This window comes from Brevundimonas sp. (assembly GCF_004210735.1).
GTDB lineage: Bacteria > Pseudomonadota > Alphaproteobacteria > Caulobacterales > Caulobacteraceae > Brevundimonas.
The window spans coordinates 26,023-47,261 of sequence record NZ_SDZL01000018.1 but is presented as its reverse complement, the minus strand read 5'-3'; the positions used below and the strand labels follow the sequence as shown (position 1 = coordinate 47,261).

Annotated in this window: 17 protein-coding genes; 6 read left to right on the top strand and 11 right to left on the bottom strand. The window is 68.1% G+C overall.

Annotated features, from left to right (window positions below):
- From EON91_RS05765 to EON91_RS05755, 3 genes are read right to left on the bottom strand one after another with little or no spacing between them, the layout of a single operon-like run.
- Nucleotides 1–576, bottom strand: coding sequence for a DsbE family thiol:disulfide interchange protein (locus EON91_RS05765; RefSeq protein ID WP_292092380.1), 576 nt, complete (start codon nt 574–576; stop codon nt 1–3).
- A complete protein-coding gene (gene ccmD / locus EON91_RS05760) occupies nt 573–737 on the bottom strand; it encodes a heme exporter protein CcmD (protein ID WP_292092378.1) in 165 nt (54 codons plus the stop codon). Before ccmD ends, EON91_RS05765 begins: the two co-directional genes overlap by 4 nt.
- Nucleotides 738–739: 2 nt before the next feature.
- On the bottom strand, nt 740–1,459 hold the full coding sequence (locus tag EON91_RS05755; RefSeq protein WP_292092376.1) for a heme ABC transporter permease: 720 nt from the start codon (nt 1,457–1,459) through the stop codon (nt 740–742).
- A gap of 313 nt (nt 1,460–1,772) precedes the next feature.
- Here EON91_RS05755 and EON91_RS05750 point away from each other — a divergent pair, with 313 nt between their 5' ends.
- Complete coding sequence (locus EON91_RS05750; protein ID WP_292092375.1) at nt 1,773–3,083, top strand: S41 family peptidase; 1,311 nt, start codon at nt 1,773–1,775, stop codon at nt 3,081–3,083.
- Between the two features lie 7 nt (nt 3,084–3,090).
- Here the strand turns inward: EON91_RS05750 and ccmB are convergent, their stop codons facing one another.
- The gene (gene ccmB, locus EON91_RS05745) at nt 3,091–3,756 is read right to left on the bottom strand and encodes a heme exporter protein CcmB (protein ID WP_292092373.1); all 666 of its coding nucleotides are present in this window, start codon (nt 3,754–3,756) and stop codon (nt 3,091–3,093) included.
- On the bottom strand, nt 3,753–4,373 hold the full coding sequence (gene ccmA / locus EON91_RS05740) for a heme ABC exporter ATP-binding protein CcmA (RefSeq protein ID WP_292092372.1): 621 nt from the start codon (nt 4,371–4,373) through the stop codon (nt 3,753–3,755). The genes ccmB and ccmA overlap by 4 nt, the downstream gene beginning before the upstream one ends.
- 198 nt (nt 4,374–4,571) lie before the next feature.
- Here ccmA and acnA point away from each other — a divergent pair, with 198 nt between their 5' ends.
- Nucleotides 4,572–7,277 carry an aconitate hydratase AcnA gene (acnA, locus tag EON91_RS05735; RefSeq protein ID WP_292092369.1) on the top strand — a complete coding sequence of 902 codons (2,706 nt, stop codon included), beginning with the start codon at nt 4,572–4,574 and terminating at the stop codon, nt 7,275–7,277.
- A gap of 71 nt (nt 7,278–7,348) precedes the next feature.
- Here the strand turns inward: acnA and EON91_RS05730 are convergent, their stop codons facing one another.
- The 3 genes from EON91_RS05730 to katG form a co-directional block, all read right to left on the bottom strand.
- Nucleotides 7,349–7,966, bottom strand: coding sequence for a hypothetical protein (locus tag EON91_RS05730; protein ID WP_292092368.1), 618 nt, complete (start codon nt 7,964–7,966; stop codon nt 7,349–7,351).
- A gap of 80 nt (nt 7,967–8,046) precedes the next feature.
- Nucleotides 8,047–8,946 carry a hydrogen peroxide-inducible genes activator gene (locus EON91_RS05725; protein WP_292092385.1) on the bottom strand — a complete coding sequence of 300 codons (900 nt, stop codon included), beginning with the start codon at nt 8,944–8,946 and terminating at the stop codon, nt 8,047–8,049.
- A gap of 90 nt (nt 8,947–9,036) precedes the next feature.
- Nucleotides 9,037–11,334 (bottom strand): catalase/peroxidase HPI, encoded by a 2,298-nt coding sequence (katG, locus tag EON91_RS05720; protein WP_292092367.1) that lies wholly within the window; start codon nt 11,332–11,334, stop codon nt 9,037–9,039.
- 262 nt (nt 11,335–11,596) lie between these two features.
- Here katG and EON91_RS05715 point away from each other — a divergent pair, with 262 nt between their 5' ends.
- Entirely contained in the window at nt 11,597–12,151 is a 555-nt protein-coding gene (locus EON91_RS05715; protein ID WP_292092364.1) for a peroxiredoxin, read from the top strand.
- 192 nt (nt 12,152–12,343) lie between these two features.
- Nucleotides 12,344–12,877 carry a carboxymuconolactone decarboxylase family protein gene (locus EON91_RS05710; RefSeq protein ID WP_292092362.1) on the top strand — a complete coding sequence of 178 codons (534 nt, stop codon included), beginning with the start codon at nt 12,344–12,346 and terminating at the stop codon, nt 12,875–12,877.
- A 62-nt stretch (nt 12,878–12,939) separates the two neighbouring features.
- Here EON91_RS05710 and EON91_RS05705 read toward each other — a convergent pair whose 3' ends face one another.
- A complete protein-coding gene (locus tag EON91_RS05705; RefSeq protein WP_292092360.1) occupies nt 12,940–13,791 on the bottom strand; it encodes an aspartate/glutamate racemase family protein in 852 nt (283 codons plus the stop codon).
- Nucleotides 13,792–13,910: 119 nt separating this feature from the next.
- On the opposite strand from EON91_RS05705, the gene EON91_RS05700 reads away from it, so the two are divergent.
- A complete protein-coding gene (locus EON91_RS05700) occupies nt 13,911–16,082 on the top strand; it encodes a M3 family metallopeptidase (protein WP_292092359.1) in 2,172 nt (723 codons plus the stop codon).
- 74 nt (nt 16,083–16,156) lie between these two features.
- Here EON91_RS05700 and EON91_RS05695 read toward each other — a convergent pair whose 3' ends face one another.
- On the bottom strand, nt 16,157–16,717 hold the full coding sequence (locus EON91_RS05695; protein WP_292092358.1) for a hypothetical protein: 561 nt from the start codon (nt 16,715–16,717) through the stop codon (nt 16,157–16,159).
- A complete protein-coding gene (gene ppc / locus EON91_RS05690) occupies nt 16,714–19,410 on the bottom strand; it encodes a phosphoenolpyruvate carboxylase (protein ID WP_292092356.1) in 2,697 nt (898 codons plus the stop codon). The genes EON91_RS05695 and ppc overlap by 4 nt, the downstream gene beginning before the upstream one ends.
- Nucleotides 19,411–19,699: 289 nt before the next feature.
- Between ppc and ffh the strand changes: the two genes are divergently transcribed.
- Nucleotides 19,700–21,223: a signal recognition particle protein gene (gene ffh, locus EON91_RS05685; RefSeq protein ID WP_292092354.1), complete on the top strand. Its 1,524-nt coding sequence runs from the start codon at nt 19,700–19,702 to the stop codon at nt 21,221–21,223.
- The last annotated feature ends 16 nt before the right edge of the window (nt 21,224–21,239 follow it).

The following is a 21,239-nucleotide window of genomic DNA, read 5'->3' as shown; positions in this document are numbered from 1 at the left end:
TTATTGACCCCGGCGGGATACGGCCGTCGGCAGGGGGCGGGGCGGGGCTTGCAGGGCGGCGACCAGCCGGACGGTCTCGGCCGGGTCCAGCAGCGGGCCGGACGATTTGGCGACGATCTTGCCCATGGCGTCGACGGCGAAGCTTTCGGGCACGCCCGAAACGCCCAGATCCAGCCCGGCGCGCCCCTCGCGGTCCACCAGAACCATGGTGAAGGGGTCGCCCAGTTCGTCGAGGAAGGCGCGGGTGGCCACCGGCTCGTCCTTGTAGGCGATGCCGACGACGGCGACGCCCTGGGCCTGAAGCGCCAGCAGCTGCGGATGCTCCAGCCGGCATGGCGCGCACCATGAGGCAAAGACGTTGACGATCATCGGCTTGCCCACGCCTGCCGTCTTGAGGTCGAGCATGCGGTTGGAGGCGGCGTCGCCCTCCAGCATCGGCAGGACGGTCTGGGGGATCGGCTGGCCGACGCGGGCGTCAGGCTTGAAGGCTGGGTCACGCTTCAGCGACCAGCCGACGAACAGCACGGCCAGCGCCGCCACCACCACCAGAGGGATCAGGGCGAACCAGCGGTTCATTCCGACGCGTCCGTGCGAGCGGCCTCAAGCCGGGCCAGCTCACGCTTCCAGCGGGCCGAGACGACGGCGGCGCGGACGGCCAGTGCGGCCAGCGCCAGCAGGCTGAGGCCCCAGGCGGGCCACACGAAGGCGGCGTAGGGGCTCATGTCGAGGTCGAACACGCTCAGGCCTCCAGCGCCAGACGGGCGTGCAGGGCCAGCGCGCGGCGACGCCGCACCTCGGCCCGGATCATGGTCACCCAGACCGCCCCGAACAGAACGCCATAGGCGGCCATCATGGTCAGCAGGGCGGGCAGATAGGCGGGGTCCACACTGGTTCCGCCCGAACGGATCAGCGAGGCTGGCTGATGCAGGGTGTTCCACCAGTCGACGGAGTATTTGACGATCGGCACATTGATCAGGCCGACCAGCGCCAGCACGGCGGCGGCGCGTCCGGCCTTCTGCTCGTCGTCGATCGCTGAGCGCAGGGCCATGTAGCCGACATAGAACAGGAACAGCACCAGCACGCTGGTCATGCGGGCGTCCCACTGCCACCACGTCCCCCACATCGGCTGGCCCCACAGGGCGCCGGTGACCAGGGCAAGGCCGGTGAAGGTCGCGCCCGGCAGGGCGGCGGCGCGGGCGGCGGCGTCGGCCAGCGGATGGCGGAACACCAGGGCGAACAGGCTGGCGACGCCCAGCGCCACATAGACCATCAGCCCCATCGAGGCGGCGGGCACATGCACGAACATGATCCGCACCGTGTCGCCTTGCTGATAATCCTCGGGCGCGGTGAAGCTGAACCAGATCCCCGCCAGCAGCAGCCCCGCCCCGACCACCCACAGCACGGGCGTCAGCAGCCGGGTGAAGCGCATGAAGCGATCAGGATTGGCGAGGCCGAACATGCTGAGCGCCTTACGCGGCGCAGGCGCGACGGGCAAGCGGCGGCGGGGTCGCGGGGCGGGGCGTCGGCGGGATGACATATTCGTAAGTGGCGTTGCATCAAGCGCGCGGGCAGGAAGGCGTGACCACCCAGAGGTTGCATCCATGTCGCGCTTTACGTCTTCGCTCGCCGCCCTTGCCCTGCTCTGCGCGTCAGGGGCTGTCGCTCAGGAAGCCGGGACACCAGAGCCGCCGGCGCCCGATGACTGGGGCCAGGCTCTGCGAGACGACGCCCGGGCCTTTCACGACCTGATCGCCGAATCCCATCCGGGGCCCGTGGACACCGAGAATCCGGAGTTTGTGTCGTTGCTGGAAGGGGGCCTGAAGACGGCGCTGGAGCGGGCCCGCACAGCCGACAGCTATCAACACTGGTACTATGCTCTCAGCGAGTATCAGGCGTCGTTCAATGATGGGCACCTCAACCTCCACGACTTTGCAAAGATGGGCCATGTTCTGCCGCGACGCTGGCCAGGCTTCATCACCGGCCTGCAGATAGACCCGAACGGCGCCGAGCAGCACGCGGTCTTACTGAGCCGCGAGCCCGATGGTCCGCCTGAAGGGGCCGTCCTGATCGAATGCGATGGCCGGTCGGCTGACGTGCTGGCGGCCGATGTTGTCGGCCGGGCTGCGGGACGTTGGAACCTGCGGTCGCGGCGAGTGAATTTCGCCGGCGCGCTGTTTCTCGATTGGGGCAACCCCTATGCGGCGCGGCCCCAGACTTGCGTATTCGATGTCGAGGGCCGCCCCACGACTTACCGACTGTCCTGGCGCGACGTTTCACTGGAGACGCAACAGGAGGGACTTGCAGCAGGTCGCACAACGCGATTCACCGCTCCGATCGAGATGCGCGAATGGACGGGGGGCGCGTGGATCTCGCTGGGCGGCTTTGATGGAAACCCGACCGGGGTCGATGGTGTGCGGCTGGTCCCGCTACAGGCGGAGGTCGAGGCCAACGCGGCGAAGCTTCGCGCCACGCCGCGAGTGGTTTTCGACCTGAGGGGCAACAACGGCGGTTCATCCGCCTGGATCAACGCCATGGCGAGAACTCTGTGGGGCGACAGCTGGGTCGATGCGCGGGCTCCCCGCTCCGAAGGCGTGGACTGGCGAACATCCATCGCAAATCAGGAAACGATCGAAGGCTACAAGGCGCGCTTCGCCCAACAGCCAGAGATGCTGGACTGGGCGAACGCCATCACTGACGGTTTGCAACAGGCGCGGGCGGAAGGGCGCGAGTTGTGGCGTCAGGCCAGTGAAGATCAAACAGCGCCGGACGCCAATCCGACCACGGACATGACCGCGCGGGTTTTCGTCCTGACCGACTTCGGCTGCGCTTCGGCCTGTCTGGATGCGGTTGATCTGTTGAAGGCGCTGGGGGCCGTCCACGTGGGCCAGGAGACGTCGGCGGACACTCTATACATGGAGGTCCGGGGGCGCCGACTGCCCAGCGGCCGCGCCACGGCGGTCGTGCCCATGAAGGTCTATCGCGGTCGGACGCGAGGTTCGAACGAACCGGCGGTTCCTGCTCATCTCTGGACCGGCGCCCTGTCGGACACGGCGGGCCTGGAACGCTGGATCGCCGCGCTTTAGGCGTAGCCTAGCTCTGGGCGTTGCGGATGGCGGCGGCGGCGGCGAAGGGGGTGATGACGGCGGCGAACAGCACATAGGCCGCCAGCAGCGCCAGCGCCGGCAAGGGCGACAGGCCGTCAGCGGCGCGGTCCAGCGCCCCGGCGCCGAAGATCACCGGCGGGATGAACAGCGGCAGCACCACGACCGCGATCAGCAGGCCGCCGCGCCGCGCGCCCAGCGCCAGCGCCGCGCCCAGAGCCCCGGTGAAGGCGAAGCCCAGGCCGCCCAGCAGGGCCGCCAGCGCCGTCAGCGGCGCCAGATGCGGCGGCTGGCCCAGCGCCAGCGCCGCCAGCGGGGCGGCGACCGCCAGCGGCAGGCCGGTGGCCAGCCACTGGGCCTTGGCCTTGGCGATGACCACCAGCTCCAGCGGGACCGGGCCGATGGCCAGCAGGTCCAGCGTCCCGTCCTCGAAATCCCGCTCGAACATCCGCTCCAGCGACAGCAGCGACGCGAGGGCCAGCGCCAGCCAGCTGGCGCCTGAGGCGGCGGGGGCCAGGACGCGCGGGTCCGAGCCGGCCGCCAGCGGCAGGATGGCGGTCAGGCACAGCATGAAGCCGCAGGCCAGCAGCGGACCGCCGCCCCCGCCCCAGCTGAGCGCCAGCTCGCGCCGCCACAGGATCAGCAGCGCCCTCATGCAAAGGCTCCCAGGTCCAGGGGGCGGGCCGGGATCGGCAGCGGATCGTGCACGGCGGCCAGGATCAGGCCGCCGCCGTCCAGATGCGCCTGCATCAGGGCGCCCACCGCCTGGCGCCAGCGCGCGTCCAGCGGGGCGAAGGGCTCGTCCAGCAGCCACAACGGGCGCGGCGCGGCGACCAGCCGGGCCAGGGCCAGGCGGCGACGCTGCCCGGCCGACAGCTTGCGCACCTCGAGGTCCAGCAGGGGGGCCAGTTTCAGGATGGCGACGGCGCGGTCCACGGCGGCGCGGTCGGCCCCCAGCCAGCGCGCCTGAAAGCCCAGTTCGTCGCCGGCCAGCCGCTGGCCCTTCAGCCCGTCCAGATGACCCAGCAGATGCAGGCCGGTCGCCCGCGCCTCACGCGGGTCCAGCAAGCGATCGGCGGCGTGGAAGGCGATCACGCCCGCCTCTGGCCGGATGAAGCCCGCCACGGCCCGCAACAGGCTGGTCTTTCCGGCGCCATTGGCCCCGGTCAGGGCCACGGCCTGACCCGCCGAAAGGCCCAGCGACAGGGCCGTGAACAGCTGTCGCTCGCCCCGCGCCAGCGACAGGCCGTCGATGTTCAGATCGGTCAGCATGAGGGCGCTGATTTGCGAACCCTTCTCAATGTCCACGACGCGGGTGTGGATACATGGACGATGCCCGCGACCGGGGCTATATGCGCGGTCGCCGCAGCAGGCTTTCGCCGCGCGCGCCGGAGACCTGTGAGCCCCGGCGTCCAGCGCGCGAAGGCGCAACCGAATTGTCGGGCGGCGTTAGTCAGAGGACCACTCTCCATGCCGTCGATTGACAGCCTCAAGACCCGCCAGGACCTTTCCGTCGGGCGCAAGAAATACGCCTATTACAGCCTTCCCGCCGCCGAGGAAGCCGGTCTGGCAGGGATTTCCCGCCTGCCGCGGTCCATGAAGGTGCTGCTGGAGAACCTGCTGCGCAACGAGGACGGCGTCTCGGTCACCGAGGACGACCTGAAGGCCGTCGCCGCCTGGATCGAGAACAAGGGCGCCGTCGAGCACGAGATCGCCTTCCGTCCGGCCCGCGTGCTGATGCAGGACTTCACCGGCGTTCCCGCCGTGGTCGACCTGGCCGCGATGCGCGACGCCATGGCCAAGCTGGGCGCCGACGCGGCCAAGATCAATCCGCTGGTCCCCGTCGATCTGGTTATCGACCACTCGGTCATGGTCGATCACTTCGGCACCGGCAAGGCGTTCGGCCAGAACGTCGAGCGCGAGTACGAGCGCAACATCGAGCGCTACAACTTCCTGCGCTGGGGGTCGTCGACCTTCAACAATTTCCGCGTCGTGCCCCCCGGCACCGGCATCTGCCACCAGGTCAACCTTGAGAACCTGGCCCAAACCGTCTGGACCCTGGACGAAGGCAAGAAGACCGTCGCCTATCCCGACACCGTCGTGGGCACCGACAGCCACACCACCATGATCAACGGCCTGGCCGTGCTGGGCTGGGGCGTCGGCGGCATCGAGGCCGAGGCGGCCATGCTGGGCCAGCCGATCCCGATGCTGATCCCGGAAGTCATCGGCTTCAAGCTGACCGGCAAGCTGCCGGAAGGCGCGACCGCGACCGATCTGGTGCTGACCGTCACCCAGATGCTGCGCAAGAAGGGCGTGGTCGGCAAATTCGTGGAGTTCTTCGGCGACGCCATCGCCGGAATGACCATCGAGGACCAGGCCACCATCGCCAACATGGCCCCGGAATACGGCGCCACCTGCGGCTTCTTCCCGGTCAGCCGCGCCACGATCGACTATCTGACCGCCACGGGTCGCGACAAGGCGCGCGTCGCCCTGGTCGAAGCCTATGCCAAGGCGCAGGGGCTGTGGATCGACGAGACCTCGGAAGAGCCGGTCTTCACCGACGTGCTGGAACTGGACATCGCGACCGTCGTGCCGTCGCTGGCCGGTCCCAAGCGTCCGCAGGACCGGGTCGAGCTGACCACCGCCGCGCCGGCGTTCGAAACCGCCCTGACCGACGTCTTCAGCCGCCCGACCGACGCCCCGCGCGCCGCCATCGAGGGCCAGAAGTTCGACCTGGGCGACGGCGACGTGGTGATCGCCGCCATCACCAGCTGCACCAACACCTCCAACCCGTCGGTCCTGATCGCCGCCGGTCTGGTGGCGCGCAAGGCCAATGCGCTGGGTCTGAAGGCCAAGCCGTGGGTCAAGACCTCGCTGGCCCCCGGCTCGCAGGTGGTCACCGACTATCTGACCGACGCCGGCCTGCAAAAGGACCTGGACGCGCTGGGCTTCAACCTGGTCGGCTATGGCTGCACCACCTGCATCGGCAACTCGGGCCCGCTGGACCCGGCGATCTCGAAGACGATCAACGACAACGCCCTGGTCGCGACCAGCGTGCTGTCGGGCAACCGCAACTTTGAAGGCCGCGTGAACCCGGACGTGCAGGCCAACTATCTGGCCTCGCCGCCGCTGGTCGTGGCCTATGCGATCGCCGGCTCGATGCGGATCGACATCACCAGGGATCCGATCGGCAAGGACAAGAAGGGCAAGGACGTCTTCCTGAAGGACATCTGGCCGACCTCGGAAGAGATCGCCACGATCCAGAAGAAGTCGGTCACCCCGGCCATGTTCGCCAAGCGCTACAAGGACGTCTTCAAGGGCGACAAGCACTGGCAGGCGATCAAGGTCACCGGCGGTCAGACCTATGAGTGGGACGACAACTCGACCTATGTGCAGAACCCGCCGTATTTCGAGGGTCTGTCGATGGAGCCGTCGGCCGTCACCGACATCGTCGAGGCGCGCATCCTGGGCATCTTCGGCGACTCGATCACCACCGACCACATCAGCCCGGCTGGTTCGATCAAGAAGGCGTCGCCCGCCGGCGTCTATCTGACCAACCACGGCGTCGACGCGCTGGACTTCAACAGCTACGGCGCGCGCCGCGGCAACCACGAAGTCATGATGCGCGGCACCTTCGCCAACATCCGTATCCGCAACAAGATCACGCCGGACATCGAAGGCGGCGTGACGCGTCACTTCCCCTCGACCGAGACCATGTCGATCTATGACGCGGCCATGCGGTACCAGTCGGAAGGTCGCCCGCTGGTCGTCTTCGCCGGCAAGGAATACGGCACCGGCTCGTCGCGCGATTGGGCGGCCAAGGGCACGCGCCTGCTGGGCGTTCGCGCCGTCATCGCCGAAAGCTATGAGCGGATCCACCGCTCGAACCTGGTCGGGATGGGCGTGGTGCCGCTGCAGTTCAAGATGGACGGCTGGCTGAAGCTGGGCCTGACGGGCGAAGAGATCGTCACCATCCGCGGCCTGTCGGACGTGAACATCGGCAAGCTGAAGCCGCGTCAGGACCTGTGGGTCGAGCTGTTCCGTCCGTCGGACGGCAAGATGGCCCGCTTCCCGGTCCGTTGCCGCATCGATAACCAGACCGAGCTGGAGTATTTCAAGGCCGGCGGCGTCATGCCCTACGTGCTGCGGAACCTGGCCGGCGGTTCGGCGGCCTGATCGCCGATCAGACGTAAGATATGGGGAAGGCCGGGGCGACGCCCCGGCCTTTTTCGTTGTGGGCGACGCCGCTAGCCCCGCGTGGTGTTGAAGATCGGATGACCGCGCGGGTTCTGGCCAAAGGCTTCCATGCACAGGGCGCGGCCGAATTCCTCGGCCATGGCGTCCAGCCGGTCGCCCAGGATGCGGGTCAGCAGTCCGCCGGAGTTGGTGCCCGCCTCGATCCGGTAGCGGGCGACGATCCGGTCGCCCTGGGCGGGATCCGTCAGTTCGACGACGCCGCCGACCACGTCATAACCCTTGCCATCGACCAGGGAGCGCAGGCGGTCATCGTAGACCAGATTGTCCACCAGAATGACCGCATTCAGAGGGCGGGATCCGGTCGCGCAGCGCTTCAACTCCTGCCTGACCTCGAACTCGAAATCGGTTCTGAAATCATAGTCGGCCTCCTGACTTTTTTCGTCATAGGTGAAGGTCTCGCCCGGTTCGGGGGTCAGGTTACGGCTCTGGGCGTACCGGTCTCGGACGCGCGGCGCGGCCTCGACGTGGATGGCGCCGATGCGGAACTGGTCCGCTTCGGCCGGGGGCAGGGCGAAAGGTTGGCCGCCCTGAACACGCGGCGTCGGCGTCATGGCGCACCCCGTCAGAGCAAGCGAGGCGACCAGGGTCGCCAGCTGGATGGATCGCATTGTAAAAACCCCGTTCCCCGATATGTGACGACAATCGGGCGGACGCGCTGAACACGGAATGAACGAGGCGACGCCCTCGGTCAGCCGCCCTCGGGCTGGATCATCAGGGCCTCGGCCAGCAGGCGGGCCTCGCGGGCGCGGCTGGAGCCGGTGCGCCAGGCGACGACGATCTCACGCCGGGGAGCGTCGGCCGAGATGGGGCGGATCACGACGCCGGGGTTGTCGGCCAGACCGGCGCGCACCGCCATCTGCGGCAGGAAGCTGACCCCCAGGCCGGACGAGACCATCTGCACCAGGGTGTGCAGGCTGGTGGCGGCGAAGACGTCCTCACCGCGCGGGGCCTCGACCTTGATGGCGGCCAGGGCCTGATCGCGCAGGCAGTGGCCGTCCTCCAGCAGGATCAGGTCGTCGGCCTTGAGCATCCCCTCGGGTATGGGCCCCAGACCCGCCAGCGGATGGCCGACCGGGGCGGCGGCCAGGATTTCGTCGTCGCCGATGCGGGCGTGGTCGATGCCCGGCGCCTCATAGGGCAGGGCGATGACGGCGGCGTCCAGCTGACCCGCCTTGAGCCCTGCGATCAGGCGCGGCGTCAGGTCCTCGCGGATGAACAGGCGCAGGGCGGGATAGGCCTCTCTCAGGCCGGGCAGGGCCGCAGGCAGCAGGAAGGGGGCGACGGTCGGGATGATGCCCAGGCGGAACCGGCCCGACAGCGGCTTGCCCGCGTTGCGGGCGGCCTCGACCAGATCCTCGGTGCGGGCCAGCACGTCCTCGGCGCGCTTGACGGCCTCGGCGCCGACGGCGGTCAGCTGGACCGCGCCGCGCGTGCGCTCGACGACCGGGGCGCCCAGAATCTTCTCCAGTTCCTGAACCCCGGCCGACAGGGCCGGCTGGCTGACGTGGGCGGCCTCGGCCGCGCGACTGAACGAGGCGTGCTCGGCCAGCAGCTTCAGGTAATGGAGTTGGCGCAGGGTGGGGAGCATGCGCCGGACATAGGCGTTTCCTATGGTTGAGGCAAAGTCCATCAGCGCGATCCATCCTTCCTTCTCCCCTTGCGGGAGAAGGGATTTCGGTCAGGCCGCCGATCGCTGGGCGCGCAGGCGGGCGCGGGGCAGGTCGTAGCGGTCGTTCTCCATCACCTGGACCCAGGCCCTGACGAAGTCGCGCACGAATTTCTCGCCCGCGTCGGCCGAGGCGTAGACCTCGGCCAGGGCGCGCAGCTGGGCGTTGGAGCCGAACACGAGGTCGGTGCGGGTCGCGGTCCAGCGCCGTTCGTGCGTTTCGCGGTCCGCGCCGACGAAGGTCTCGTCACCGTCGCCGTCGACCTGTTTCCAGCCGGTCTTCATGTCCAGCAGATTGACGAAGAAGTCGTTGGTCAGCTGACCGGGCCGGTCGGTCAGGACGCCGTTGGCCGAGGCGCCGTGATTGACCCCCAGCACCCGCAGGCCGCCGACCAGCACGGCCATCTGCGGGGCGGTCAGGTTCAGCAGTTGCGCCCGGTCGACCAGCAGTTCCTCGGTCGGGACATTGAAGCGCACCTGCAGATAGTTGCGGAAGCCGTCCGCCTTGGGCTCCAGCACCTTGAAGCCGTCGATGTCAGTCTGGTCCTGGGTGGCGTCGGTGCGGCCGGGGGTGAAGGGGACCTCGATCGCGTATCCGGCCGCCTTCGCCGCCTGTTCGATCCCGACGGAGCCGCCCAGCACGATCAGGTCTGCGATGGAGACTGTTTCGCCATGATCCTCTGCCGCCACGCCGTCGGAGGTCATATGGCGCACTCCTTGGCCGAAATCGTGGGCGATGCGCTCGTAGACAGCGAGGACCTTGGCGAGCTTCTCAGGCTCGTTGACGTCCCAGTCCTTCTGCGGGGCCAGGCGGATGCGGGCACCGTTGGCGCCGCCCCGGTGGTCAGAGCCGCGCCAGGTGGCGGCGGAGGCCCAGGCCGTGCGGACCAGATCGGCGACCGACAGGCCGGATTCCGCGATCCTGGCCTTTAGTTCGCGCACATGATCATTGTCGAGCGCGGGCCCGGTCGGGGCGGGAATCGGGTCCTGCCAGATCAGGTCTTCCTGCGGGACTTCGGGGCCCAGGTAGCGGATGCGCGGACCCATGTCGCGGTGACACAGCTTGAACCAGGCGCGGGCGAAGGCGTCGCCGAAATAGGCCGGGTCGGCGCGGAAGCGCTCCATGATCGGGCGATAGATCGGGTCGACCTTGAAGGCCATGTCGGCCGTGGTCATCATCGTCGGCACGCGCTTGCCCGGCGTATGGGCGGCGGGGGCCAGGGTTTCCGGCGGATCGCCGACGGGATGCCATTGCTTGGCGCCGGCCGGGCTGCGGACCAGTTCGTATTCGTGGTCCAGCAGCATGTCGAAATAGGTCATGTCCCAAGTGATCGGCGTGGGGGTCCAGGCGCCCTCGATCCCCGAGGTGATCGTATGGTCGCCCATGCCGCTCTCGTGGCCCGAGATCCAGCCCAGGCCCTGCTGGGCGATGTCGGCGCCCTCGGGGCTGATGCCGACCTTGGAGGCGTCGCCGGCGCCGTGCGCCTTGCCGAAGGTGTGGCCGCCGGCGGTCAGGGCGGCGGTCTCTTCGTCGTTCATGCCCATGCGGGCGAAGGTCTCGCGGATGTCGCGGGCGGACTGCAGCGCCTCGGGCACGCCGCCGGGCCCTTCGGGGTTGACGTAGATCAGGCCCATCTGGATGGCGGCCAGCGGCTCTTCCAGCACCATGTCCTTGTCAGGCTGGATGCGGGTCTGGTTGGCCTCGTCGCCGACCCAGTTCTCTTCCGTGCCCCAATAGACGTCCTTCTCCGGCTCCCAGACATCGGCGCGGCCGCCGCCGAAGCCGAACACCGGCCCGCCCATGCTCTCGATGGCGACGTTGCCGGCCAGGATCATAAGGTCGGCCCAGGACAGCTTCGCCCCGTATTTCTGCTTGATCGGCCACAGCAGGCGACGCGCCTTGTCCAGATTGCCGTTGTCCGGCCAGGAGTTCAGCGGGGCGAACCGCTGCTGGCCGGCGCCGGCGCCGCCACGCCCGTCGCCGGTGCGATAGGTGCCGGCCGAGTGCCAGGCCATGCGGATGAAGAAGGGGCCATAGTGGCCATAGTCCGCCGGCCACCACGGCTGGCTGTCGGTCATCAGGGCGGTCAGGTCACGCTTGAGGGCGGCGTAGTCCACTGACTGGAACGCCTGGGCATAGTCGAAGTCGTCGCCCATCGGGTCGCCGGTGCGGCCCTGCTGATGCAGGATGTCCACCGCCAGATTGTTGGGCCACCAGTCGCGATTGGTCCGTCCCAGCAGCGAGCGCAGGGCCGCAGGCTCCTTCTTCGGGTCGCTGAGGGGGCTGGGGCCGCCGGCTTGTCCGTCCATGACTGTCCTCCTGATTATGCTTTCAGGAGGCAGCCTAGGATTCTATTGATGCAGAGGTAAAATCGATAAACCTGTTAGCCTGAAGTGCTAAAATCTATAACGCATGCGCAATGTGAATTGTGCGGCGCGATAGGAAAAATTTATTCGCAACTGCGAAATCATCGATTTGACTTCACGGTTCGCAGGGGCCATCTGAGCCCCATCGGCGACGCCCTCCCCGCGTCGTCGCTCGTCATTCCCTATCTCAAGATGGAGCACCCGCATGCTGGGCGTCGGTCAAAAACTGCCTGAATTCAAGATCACTGGCGTGAAGCCGGGCTTCAACGACCACGAAGAAAACGGCGTCTCGGCGTTCGAAACGCTGACCCAGGACTCGTTCGACGGCAAGTGGAAGGTCATCTTCTTCTACCCCAAGGATTTCACCTTCGTCTGCCCGACCGAGATCGCCGCCTTCGCCAAGCTGGGCAAGGATTTCGAGGACCGTGACACCGTCGTTCTGGGCGGTTCGACCGATAACGAATTCGTCAAGCTGGCCTGGCGCCGTGACCACACGGACCTGAACAAGCTGCCGATCTGGCAGTTCGCCGACACCGGCGGCAAGCTGGCCCGCGACCTGGGCATCCTGGACGAGGACAACGGCGTCGCCCTGCGCGCCACCTTCGTCGTGGACCCGCACAACGTCGTGCAGCACGTCTATGTCACCAACCTGAACGTCGGCCGTTCGCCGGAAGACACCCTGCGCGTCGTCGACGCGCTGCAGACCGACGAACTGTGCGCCTGCAACCGCCCGGTGGGCGGCGAGACGCTCGCGGCGTAAAGGCGGCGGATCGAGGTGTGGAGGGCGGTGGCGTCTGTGTCGCCGCCTTTCCACCGCTCGCTTCATTTTTTGGGCGCTATGCTCGGCTCGCGGCTTGAGCGCGATCGCGCCAAATCTCAGGCCCTGTTGCGGCTCAAGTAGCGGGCGACCGCGTCGCGCGCGGTAGCCGCTTTCCGAAGGAAACCTTCCAAAATGTCCATCGACGCCCTGCGCGAAATCATCCCGGCCTATGGCAAGGACATCTCGCTGAACCTGTCATCGCTGGCCAACGAGACGGTGCTGAACGACCAGCAGAAGTGGGGCTGTTTCCTGGCCTCGGCCCACGCCATCGGCGTGGCGTCGGTGGTGCGGACGATCGAGGCCCAGGCCGCGACGGTCCTGACGCCCGAGGCGCTGAACGCGGCCAAATCGGCCGCCGCCATCATGGGCATGAACAACATCTATTACCGGTCGCTGCACCTGATGAAGAACCAGGAGTACACGACCCTGCCGGCCAAGCTGCGGATGAACGTGATCGCCAATCCGGGCGTGGAGAAGCTGGACTTTGAACTGTGGTCCACCGCCGTCTCGGCCATCAACGGCTGCGGGGCCTGCCTGGACGCCCACGAGGGCGAACTGCGCAAGCACGGCGTGCCGAATGTCCAGATCCAGGCCGCCCTGCGCATCGGCGCCGTGGTCCACGCCGCCAGCCGTATCGTCGCGTCGGAAGATGCGCTGAAGGGCTGATCGGCTCAGACTAAGTTTAAGGGTGGTCCGGTTCGCCGGGCCGCCCTTTTTCGCGCCTGCCGTCAGGCTGCGGCGAAGCTGAGCGGCGCGCCCCAGAACTGGGCCACCAGATCGGACTGGGGGCCGGGACGGCCGGTGGTCAGAAAGTCGCGGCGGGCGTCGGCGCCCAGATCATATTCGGGATGGCGCGCGAAATAGCGGTCCAGCGCATCGGCCACGGCGCGCGGCTGATGGATCACCTCGGTCGTCGGCGGCAGGGCGCGGGCGAAGACGTCGGCGACGATCTCGTAGTGGGTGCAGCCCAGGATCGCCTTGTCCGGATGGCGGCCGATCTTGCGGCGCAGGGCGTCGACATGGTCGTTGACCACCACCGACAGCTCTTCGGACGGGGCGCCCAGTTCGATCAGGCCGGCCAGGCCGGGGCAGGGTTCGGAAAAGACGGCCAGATCCTCGCGGCGCTTGTCGATCTCGATCTCGTACACGCGGCTCATGGCCGTGGCGGCGGTGCAGAAGACACCGGTGATCTCGATCGATTCCTTCTTGTCGCCCAGCCGCTCGCCCTCATAGGTCCAAGGCAGGCCGGTCGCCGCCTCGATGGTCGGGACGATGATGCCCAACACGTTGACGGGGCGACCCAGCCGCTCGCGCTCGCCGGGAATCCAGGCCTGCTGCAGGCGACGCAGGGCGATGGCCGAGGCGGTGTTGCAGGCCAGCACGATGACCGAAGCGCCGGCGTCGAACAGCCGGGCGCAGCCGGCGCGGGTCAGCTCGACGATCTCCTCGCCGCCCAGACCGCCGTAGGGGGCGTTCGCCTGATCGGCCAGATAGATGAAGTCCCGGTCCGGAAAACGGGCCACGAGTTCGCGGTGGACCGTCAGGCCCCCCACGCCGGAGTCGAAAACGCCTATCGCCATGCGGGCGCTTTAGACCCGCCGCGACGTCGCGTCCAACGACATTCCGTCGAGCTTCGGGTGACGGCCGCGCCGGAGCCCTCTAGGGTCGGCGCAACTGTTTAGTGACGGAGACCTTACCCATGCACAGACGTCAGCTTCTTATCGCCGGCGGCGGCCTTTTCGCGCTTTCGGCCTGCGCCTCGACCGGCGGGGCCATGACCGGCGGCGCCTCGGGCGCGGCCGGGTTGGCGGCGGATGCGGCGGTCGCCCGCGCGGTGCTGCCGAAACAGGCGCCGAAGGCCGAGCTGCTGCAGGAATGGACAGGCCCTTATGGCGGCGTGCCCCCGTGGGACAAGGTCACCCCGGCCAAGATCCGCGAGGCCGTGCTGGAAGGCATCGACCTGCGCCGCGCCGAGATCGCGGCCATCGCCGACAACCCCGCCGCCCCGACCTTCGCCAACACCTCGGTCGCGCTGCAGATGGCGGGCGAGCCGCTGGGCCGGGCCATGGCCCTGTTCGGCGTCATGACCTCGAACATCGGTTCCGACGACTATCAGGCCGTGGACCGCGAAGTGTCGCCCCTGCTGTCGCAGGCCGGGGACGAGATCACCTTCAACAGCACGCTGTTCGCGCGCATCAAGACGGTGGCCGACAACGCCGCCGCCATGGGTCTGACGGGTGAACAGACGCGTCTGGTGACCCGTTCACGCGACGCCTACATCCGCAACGGCGCGGCGCTGGACGCCGCTGGCAAGGCCGAGCTGGGCCGCATCAACACCGCCCTGTCCAAGGCCTTCACCGGCTTTGGCCAGAAGGTCGTGGCCGACGAGAACACCTGGACGGTGATCGCGAACGAAGCCGGGGTCGCGGGCCTGCCCGCCTCGAACAAGACCGCCGCCGCCGCTGCTGCGCGCAGCCGCAACGTCCAGGGCTGGGCCATCGTCAACACCCGCTCCAGCGTGGATCCGTTCCTGACCTTCGGCGACGACCGTGCGCTGCGCGAGCAGGTGTGGAAGAAGTTCGTCAATCGCGGCGACAACGGCGACGCCAACGACACCAACGCCACCATCGCCGAGATCGTGAAACTGCGCGACCAGCGGGCCAAACTGCTGGGCTTCGGCAATCACGCCGACTGGCGGATGCAGGACACGATGGCCAAGACCCCGGCTGCCGCGAAAAACCTGATGGAGCGCGTCTGGGCGCCGGCCAAGGCCCGCGTGGCCGAGGAAGTCGCCGACATGCGCGCCATCGCCGGTCACGACATCGAGCCTTGGGACTATCTGTATTACGCCGAGAAGGTCCGGAAGCAGAAATACGATCTGGATGCGAACGAGCTGAAGCCGTATTTCGAACTGAACGCGGTGCGCGCGGGCTCCTTCTACATGGCCGAGCGCCTGTACGGCTTCACCTTCGAGAAGCTGGCGCCCGGGACCGTGCCGGTCTTCCACCCCGACGTCGTGGTCTATGAGGTCAAGGACGCAGGCCGTCCGATCGGCCTGTACTACGCCGACGACTATGCCCGCGCGGGCAAGCGTTCGGGCGCCTGGATGACCACCTATCGGTCGCATTCGACCTATGACGGGCCGAAGAACACCCTGGGCTCGAACAACAACAACTTCATCAAGGCCGAGGGCGGCGAGCCGATCCTGATCTCGCTGGACGACGCCGAGACCCTGTTCCACGAGTTCGGCCACACACTGCACGCCTATGCGTCGACGGTGACCTATCCGGCGCTGGGCGGCACGCCCCGCGATTTCGTGGAGTATCCGTCCCAGGTGCACGAGCACTGGGTGCTGAGCCGTCCCATCCTGGACGGTTATCTGAAGCACGTCGAAACCGGCCAGCCGATGCCGGCCGCCCTGGTCGAGAAGATCCAGCGTTCGGCCACCTTCAATCAAGGCTATGCGACGGTCAGCTATCTGTCGTCGGCCATCGTCGACATGGACCTGCACACCCAGACCACGCCGCCGACCGACATCGACGCCTTCGAGCGCGACAGCCTGGCCCGGATCGGCATGCCGAAAGAGATCGTGATGCGGCACCGCCTGCCGCAGTTCAATCACCTGTTCACGTCGGACGCCTATTCGGCGGGCTACTATTCCTACCTGTGGTCCGAGGTCATGGACGCCGACACCTGGGCCTATTTCGAGGACTCGGGCGACGTGTTCAATCCGGAGATCGGCAAGCGCTACAAGGACATCATCCTGGCGCCCGGCAACACCACGGACCGCGCCGACGCTTACCGCGCCTTCCGCGGCCGCGACCCGGACGTGGCGGCGCTGCTGAAGGTCCGGGGCTTCCCGGTATCCTGAGTGGGCCTAACGCCCGTTGGGCTGCTTGAGGCCCGATAACGATGAGGCCCGGCGGAGCGATCCGCCGGGCCTTTTCATTGGGGTGTCTGACGGCCTGCTTCGTAGGCGCGGCGCTGATCGTCCTGTTCGGCGAGGGAAGGAACACCCACGGCGCGGCGCATGTCGTCGGTCAGCAGGTCGGGAACGTAGGGCGCCTGGGTCACGGGCTCACCGTTGAACGGGATCATGAACTGGGTGCCGTATATTTGCGGGCGGCCCTGATCCATCAGGTAGCGATCCAGGCTGGAAGCGACCATGACGGCGGCCTCGACCTTTCCTCTGGCCAGGGCGACGGTCGCCAGGGCATGGGCCAGCAGAATGTCATCGCCAAAGCCGTGCTGAAACACGACCGAGGCGAACAGATAATCGTCGGCGGTCTTCAGCGCGCCCCGGTCGACCAAGGCGCGCAGCTGCTGTCGTCGCGCGGTGTCGGCAGCCTCACGCAAGGCGTCGTTTGTGACGTCCGCCGCCCCGCGCGCCGCCTGATCGGCCTGGAACAAGGCGAAGACTTCCGGACTGGCGTCATGGTCCTGTGCCGCGGCGGGGGCGGCGACGAGGAGCAGCAGGGCGGCGACCAGGCCGATCGCCCGCCTCACCCGCTGTTCCTCAATCCGGCCGCGACGCCGTTGATGGCCAGCAGGATGCCGTCGCGGACGCGGGGGTCGTCGTCGCCCGCGCGGCGGCGGCGGATCAGCTCGATCTGGACGTGGTTCAGCGGCTCGACATAGGGCATGCGCTGGCGGATCAGCCTGTCCAGCTCCGGCGCGGCGCCCAGCAGAGCGTCCTGTCCGGTAATGGTCAGAACGGCGGTTCGGGTCTTCTCCCACTCGTCCACGATGGCGCCATAGATGCGGTCGGCCAGCGCCTGGTCGGGGACCAGTCCGGCGTAGCGGCGGGCGATGGCCATGTCGGCCTTGGCCATCACCATCTCCATGTTCTGGACCACGGTGCGGAAGAAGGGCCAGGTTTCGGCCATGGCGCGCAGCTCGGCCAGGTCCTCGCCCTGCACCGCCGAGCCGAAGCCGAACCAGCCGGGCAGCATGACCCGTGACTGCGACCAGCTGAATACCCAGGGAATGGCGCGCAGGTCCTCGATCGCGGTCGAGGGGGTGCGGCTGGCGGGGCGCGACCCGATCTTCAGGTCGGCGATCTCGGCGATCGGGGTGGCGGCGCGGAAATAGTCGACGAAGCCGGGCGTCTCATAAACCAGGGCGCGATAGGCGCTCATCGAGGCCTGCGACAGCCGCGCCAGCACATCGGCGTGGGCGGCCAGCGGCGCGGCGTCGGCCTGGGGCCCCAGCGAGGCCAGCAGGGTCCCGCAGGTCAGGGCGTCCAGATTGCGGCGGGCGACCTCGGGCTCGCCATACTTGTTGGCGATGACCTCGCCCTGTTCGGTGACGCGGATGCGGCCCGCCACCGTGCCCGCAGGCTGGCCCAGAACGGCCGAGAAGCTGGATCCGCCGCCGCGCCCGACCGCGCCGCCCCGGCCGTGGAACAGCTGCAGCCGAACGCCTGCCGCGCGGGTGACGTCCAGCAGGGCGCGCGACGCCTCGTGCAACTCCCAGCCTGAGGTCAGGTAGGAGCCGTCCTTGTTGGAGTCGGAATAGCCGATCATCACCTCCTGCACCCCGCGCGCGGTCGCCACGGCGCGGGCCGAGGGTTCGGCCAGCAGGCGCTCCAGCGTGGCGCGGGCGGCGCGCAGGTCGTCGATGGTCTCGAACAGGGGCGCGGCCTGAACCGGACAGGCGGCGGGATCGGCCGGATCATACAGGCCGACCTCCTTGAGCAGCAGATAGACCTCCAGCAGGTCCGACGCCGCATCGGTCTTGGACACGATATGGGTGCGGATGGCGCGGGGCCCAAAGGCGGTCAGGGCCTGCGCCGCCGCCTCAAGGATGGCGCGTTCCTTCAGCGTTTCGGGCGCATAGTCCGCATACGGAGAATACAGCGGCCGGCGGCTGGTCAGCTCGTTCGCCAGAAGGGCCAGACGCGCGTCCTCGTTCAGGGCGGCGTAGTCAGGACAGACGCCCGCGACCTTCAGCAGGTCCGCCACGACGCGTTCGTGCACGTCGGAGTTCTGGCGCAGGTCCAGCGTGGCCATGTGGAAGCCGAACACGTCCGCCGCCGTGATCAGCCGCGCCAGCCGATCGTCGGCGAAGACGGCGCCGTGGGTGCGCACCAGACTGTCGTGCAGCACGGCCAGATTGGCGCGGAAGACGTCGGGCCCGTCATAAGGCGCGGCCGCGAACGGGGCGGGCAGGGGCGCAGAGCCGCCGGTCAGGGCCAGATGGGTCGACGACAGCCGGGCGTAGATCTGGCTGAGGGCGCGGCGATACGGCTCGTCCGCGCGCTGAATCGAGGCGTCGTCCGATGTAGCGGCCAGCGCCGCCAGTTCGGGCGTCACCGTGGTCAGGTCGCCCGACAGGCTCAGCTCTTCGCCCAGCGCATTCACCTCGTCCAGATAGAAGCGCAGCACGGCGCGCGACTGGGTGCGGAAGGCGGCGGCCAGAACGGCGGCGTCGACATTGGGATTGCCGTCACGGTCGCCGCCGACCCAGGTGCCGATGCGCAGGAAGGGCGGCAGGTCGGGCGCGTCCAGCAGGGCCCGCCACTCGGCCAGTTGCGTCGGCGCGACATGCAGGAAGATGCGCTGCAGCCAGTCCGTGACGGTGTTGATCTCGTCCTGCACCACCAGGCCGGTGGCGCGGGTCAGGCGCGTGGCCCACAGGATGACGATCTGGCGACGCAACCCGGCGGTCAGCACGTCCGCCGAGCAGGCCGTCCCCTGACGGTCGCAACCGTCCAGCAGGGCGCCGACGGCGGCGATACGGTCGATCACGCTCTTGCGCCGCACCTCGGACGGGTGGGCGGTCAGCACCGGCGAGATCAGGGCCCCGCCCAGCAGGTCGCGGATCGCCGCCTTGTCCACCCCGGCCCCGGTCAGCCGTTTCAGCGCGCCTTCGGGCGTGTCGGGACGTTCGCCCGCCTCGGCCTGGGCGCGGGCGCGGCGTTTGCCCGCCCGGTCCTCGGCGACGTTGGCCAGCAGCGAGAAGGCGGCGAAGCCGTGGGTCAGGCCGATCGCCTTATCCAGCGACAGGTCCTTGAGCAGCGCCTCCAGCCGTGCGGCGCCGTCCGTCGTCGGCTCGCGGTGATAGGCCACCGAGGCCTGACGCACGGCCTCGATCCGGTCGTACAGGTCCTGACCGCCCTCGTCGCGGATCACCTCGCCCAACAGGGCGCCCAGCAGCCGCACCTCTTCGCGCAGTTGGTCGTCGGCGGCCTGGATCATGGTCATCGTCCTTCAGCGGGGAGGCTGGAAGCGGAACCGTATCAGCGGAATCCGAACCGGCCAGCACCCAGATGAACGCTGAAACCCTTTTTGTGGTCGCGCCGCCGGAGTCGACAATCGGCCCAGGATGGGCCATAAGCCGCCGCTTCCGGCGCAATTGAACCTGCGCCTCCACCATCACGACAGCTTTCCCAGGAAAGAACGAGGATGGCGAGGACCCTCTGCCGACGTGATCGTCGCCAGAGGTCATTCCTCTATGGGGTCCGGTTCAGCGCATGAAAGGGTTTGAATGTTCGAGGCTCTGAACGAGCGGCTGACAGGCGTCTTCGACCGGATCACCGGCCGCGGCGCCCTGTCCGAAAAGGATGTCGAGGAGGCGCTGCGCGAGGTTCGTGTCGCCCTGCTCGAGGCCGACGTCGCCCTGCCGGTGGTCAAGGACTTCATCACCCGCGCCAAGGAAGCTGCGACCGGCGAAGAGGTCATCCGTTCGGTCAAGCCGGCCGATCAGGTGGTCAAGATCGTCTATGACGGCCTGGTCGAAATGCTGGGCGGCGAAGAGCCGACGCCGCTGAACACCAATGCGACGCCGCCGGCTGTGATTCTGATGTCCGGCCTGCAGGGCTCGGGCAAGACGACGACCTCGGCCAAGCTGGCGCTGCGCCTGACCAAGTTCGACCGCAAGAAGGTCATGATGGCCTCGCTGGACACGCGTCGTCCGGCGGCCATGGAGCAGCTGGAGACCCTGGGTCGCCAGATCGAGGTCGCCACCCTGCCCATCGTCAAGGGCGAAAGCGCGGTCGAGATCACCCGCCGCGCCCTGACGGCGGCCAAGCTGCAGGGCTTCGACGTCCTGATCCTGGACACCGCCGGCCGCACCACGCTGGATGAAGCGATGATGGCCGAGGCGGCCCAGGTCGCCGACATCGCCAAACCGGTCGAGACCCTGCTGGTCGCCGACAGCCTGACCGGTCAGGACGCGGTGCGCACCGCCCGCGCCTTCCACGAACGCCTGCCGCTGACCGGCCTGATCCTGACCCGCGCCGATGGCGACGGGCGCGGCGGCGCCATGCTGTCGATGCGGGCGGTCACCGGCCTGCCGATCAAATATCTGGGCGCGGGCGAAAAGGTCGATGAGCTGGACGTCTTTGACGCCCGCCGCGTCGCCGGTCGCATCCTGGGTCAGGGGGACATCGTCGCCCTGGTCGAAAAGGCCGCGGGCGAGCTGGACCAGGCCAAGGCCGAGAAGATGGCCCGCAAGCTGGCCAAGGGCCAGTTCGACCTGGACGACCTGGCCGGTCAGCTGCAGCAGATGCAGCGGATGGGCGGCCTGCAAGGCATCATGGGCATGCTGCCCGGCGTGGCCAAGCTGAAGGCCCAGATGGCCGACAGCAACGTCACCGACAAGATGGTCGGCCGCCAGCTGGCCATCATCAGCTCGATGACCAAGGCCGAGCGCAAGAAGCCCGACGTCCTGAACGCCAGCCGCAAGAAGCGCGTCGCCGCCGGCGCCGGCGTCGAGGTCCAGGAGATCAACCGCTTGCTGAAACAGCACCGGCAGATGGCCGACATGGTCAAGTCGATGTCCAAGGGCGGCGGCAAGAACCTGCAGAAGATGGCGGCCATGATGGGCGGCATGCCCGGAATGGGTGGAGGCGGTCCGGACATGGCCCGCCTGAAGGCCTTGGGCGGCGGCAAGATGGCCGAACCCAGCGCCGATGAGATGAAAGCCCTTCAGGACCGGTTGTCCGGCCTGGGCGGCGGACAACTGCCGGGGGGGCTTCCGGGCCTGCCGGGCTTCCCCAAGAAGAACTGATTTCGATTTTCCAGAA

Excerpts from the sequence above, each read along its gene's own strand:
- EON91_RS05765 (WP_292092380.1), bottom strand. The coding sequence starts at position 576 with ATGAACCGCTGGTTCGCCCTGATCCCTCTGGTGGTGGTGGCGGCGCTG.
- EON91_RS05755 (WP_292092376.1), bottom strand. The coding sequence starts at position 1,459 with ATGTTCGGCCTCGCCAATCCTGATCGCTTCATGCGCTTCACCCGGCTG.
- ccmB (WP_292092373.1), bottom strand. The coding sequence starts at position 3,756 with ATGAGGGCGCTGCTGATCCTGTGGCGGCGCGAGCTGGCGCTCAGCTGG.
- ccmA (WP_292092372.1), bottom strand. The coding sequence starts at position 4,373 with ATGCTGACCGATCTGAACATCGACGGCCTGTCGCTGGCGCGGGGCGAG.
- acnA (WP_292092369.1), top strand. The coding sequence starts at position 4,572 with ATGCCGTCGATTGACAGCCTCAAGACCCGCCAGGACCTTTCCGTCGGG.
- EON91_RS05730 (WP_292092368.1), bottom strand. The coding sequence starts at position 7,966 with ATGCGATCCATCCAGCTGGCGACCCTGGTCGCCTCGCTTGCTCTGACG.
- EON91_RS05725 (WP_292092385.1), bottom strand. The coding sequence starts at position 8,946 with ATGCTCCCCACCCTGCGCCAACTCCATTACCTGAAGCTGCTGGCCGAG.
- katG (WP_292092367.1), bottom strand. The coding sequence starts at position 11,334 with ATGGACGGACAAGCCGGCGGCCCCAGCCCCCTCAGCGACCCGAAGAAG.
- EON91_RS05715 (WP_292092364.1), top strand. The coding sequence starts at position 11,597 with ATGCTGGGCGTCGGTCAAAAACTGCCTGAATTCAAGATCACTGGCGTG.
- EON91_RS05710 (WP_292092362.1), top strand. The coding sequence starts at position 12,344 with ATGTCCATCGACGCCCTGCGCGAAATCATCCCGGCCTATGGCAAGGAC.
- EON91_RS05705 (WP_292092360.1), bottom strand. The coding sequence starts at position 13,791 with ATGGCGATAGGCGTTTTCGACTCCGGCGTGGGGGGCCTGACGGTCCAC.
- EON91_RS05700 (WP_292092359.1), top strand. The coding sequence starts at position 13,911 with ATGCACAGACGTCAGCTTCTTATCGCCGGCGGCGGCCTTTTCGCGCTT.
- ppc (WP_292092356.1), bottom strand. The coding sequence starts at position 19,410 with ATGATCCAGGCCGCCGACGACCAACTGCGCGAAGAGGTGCGGCTGCTG.
- ffh (WP_292092354.1), top strand. The coding sequence starts at position 19,700 with ATGTTCGAGGCTCTGAACGAGCGGCTGACAGGCGTCTTCGACCGGATC.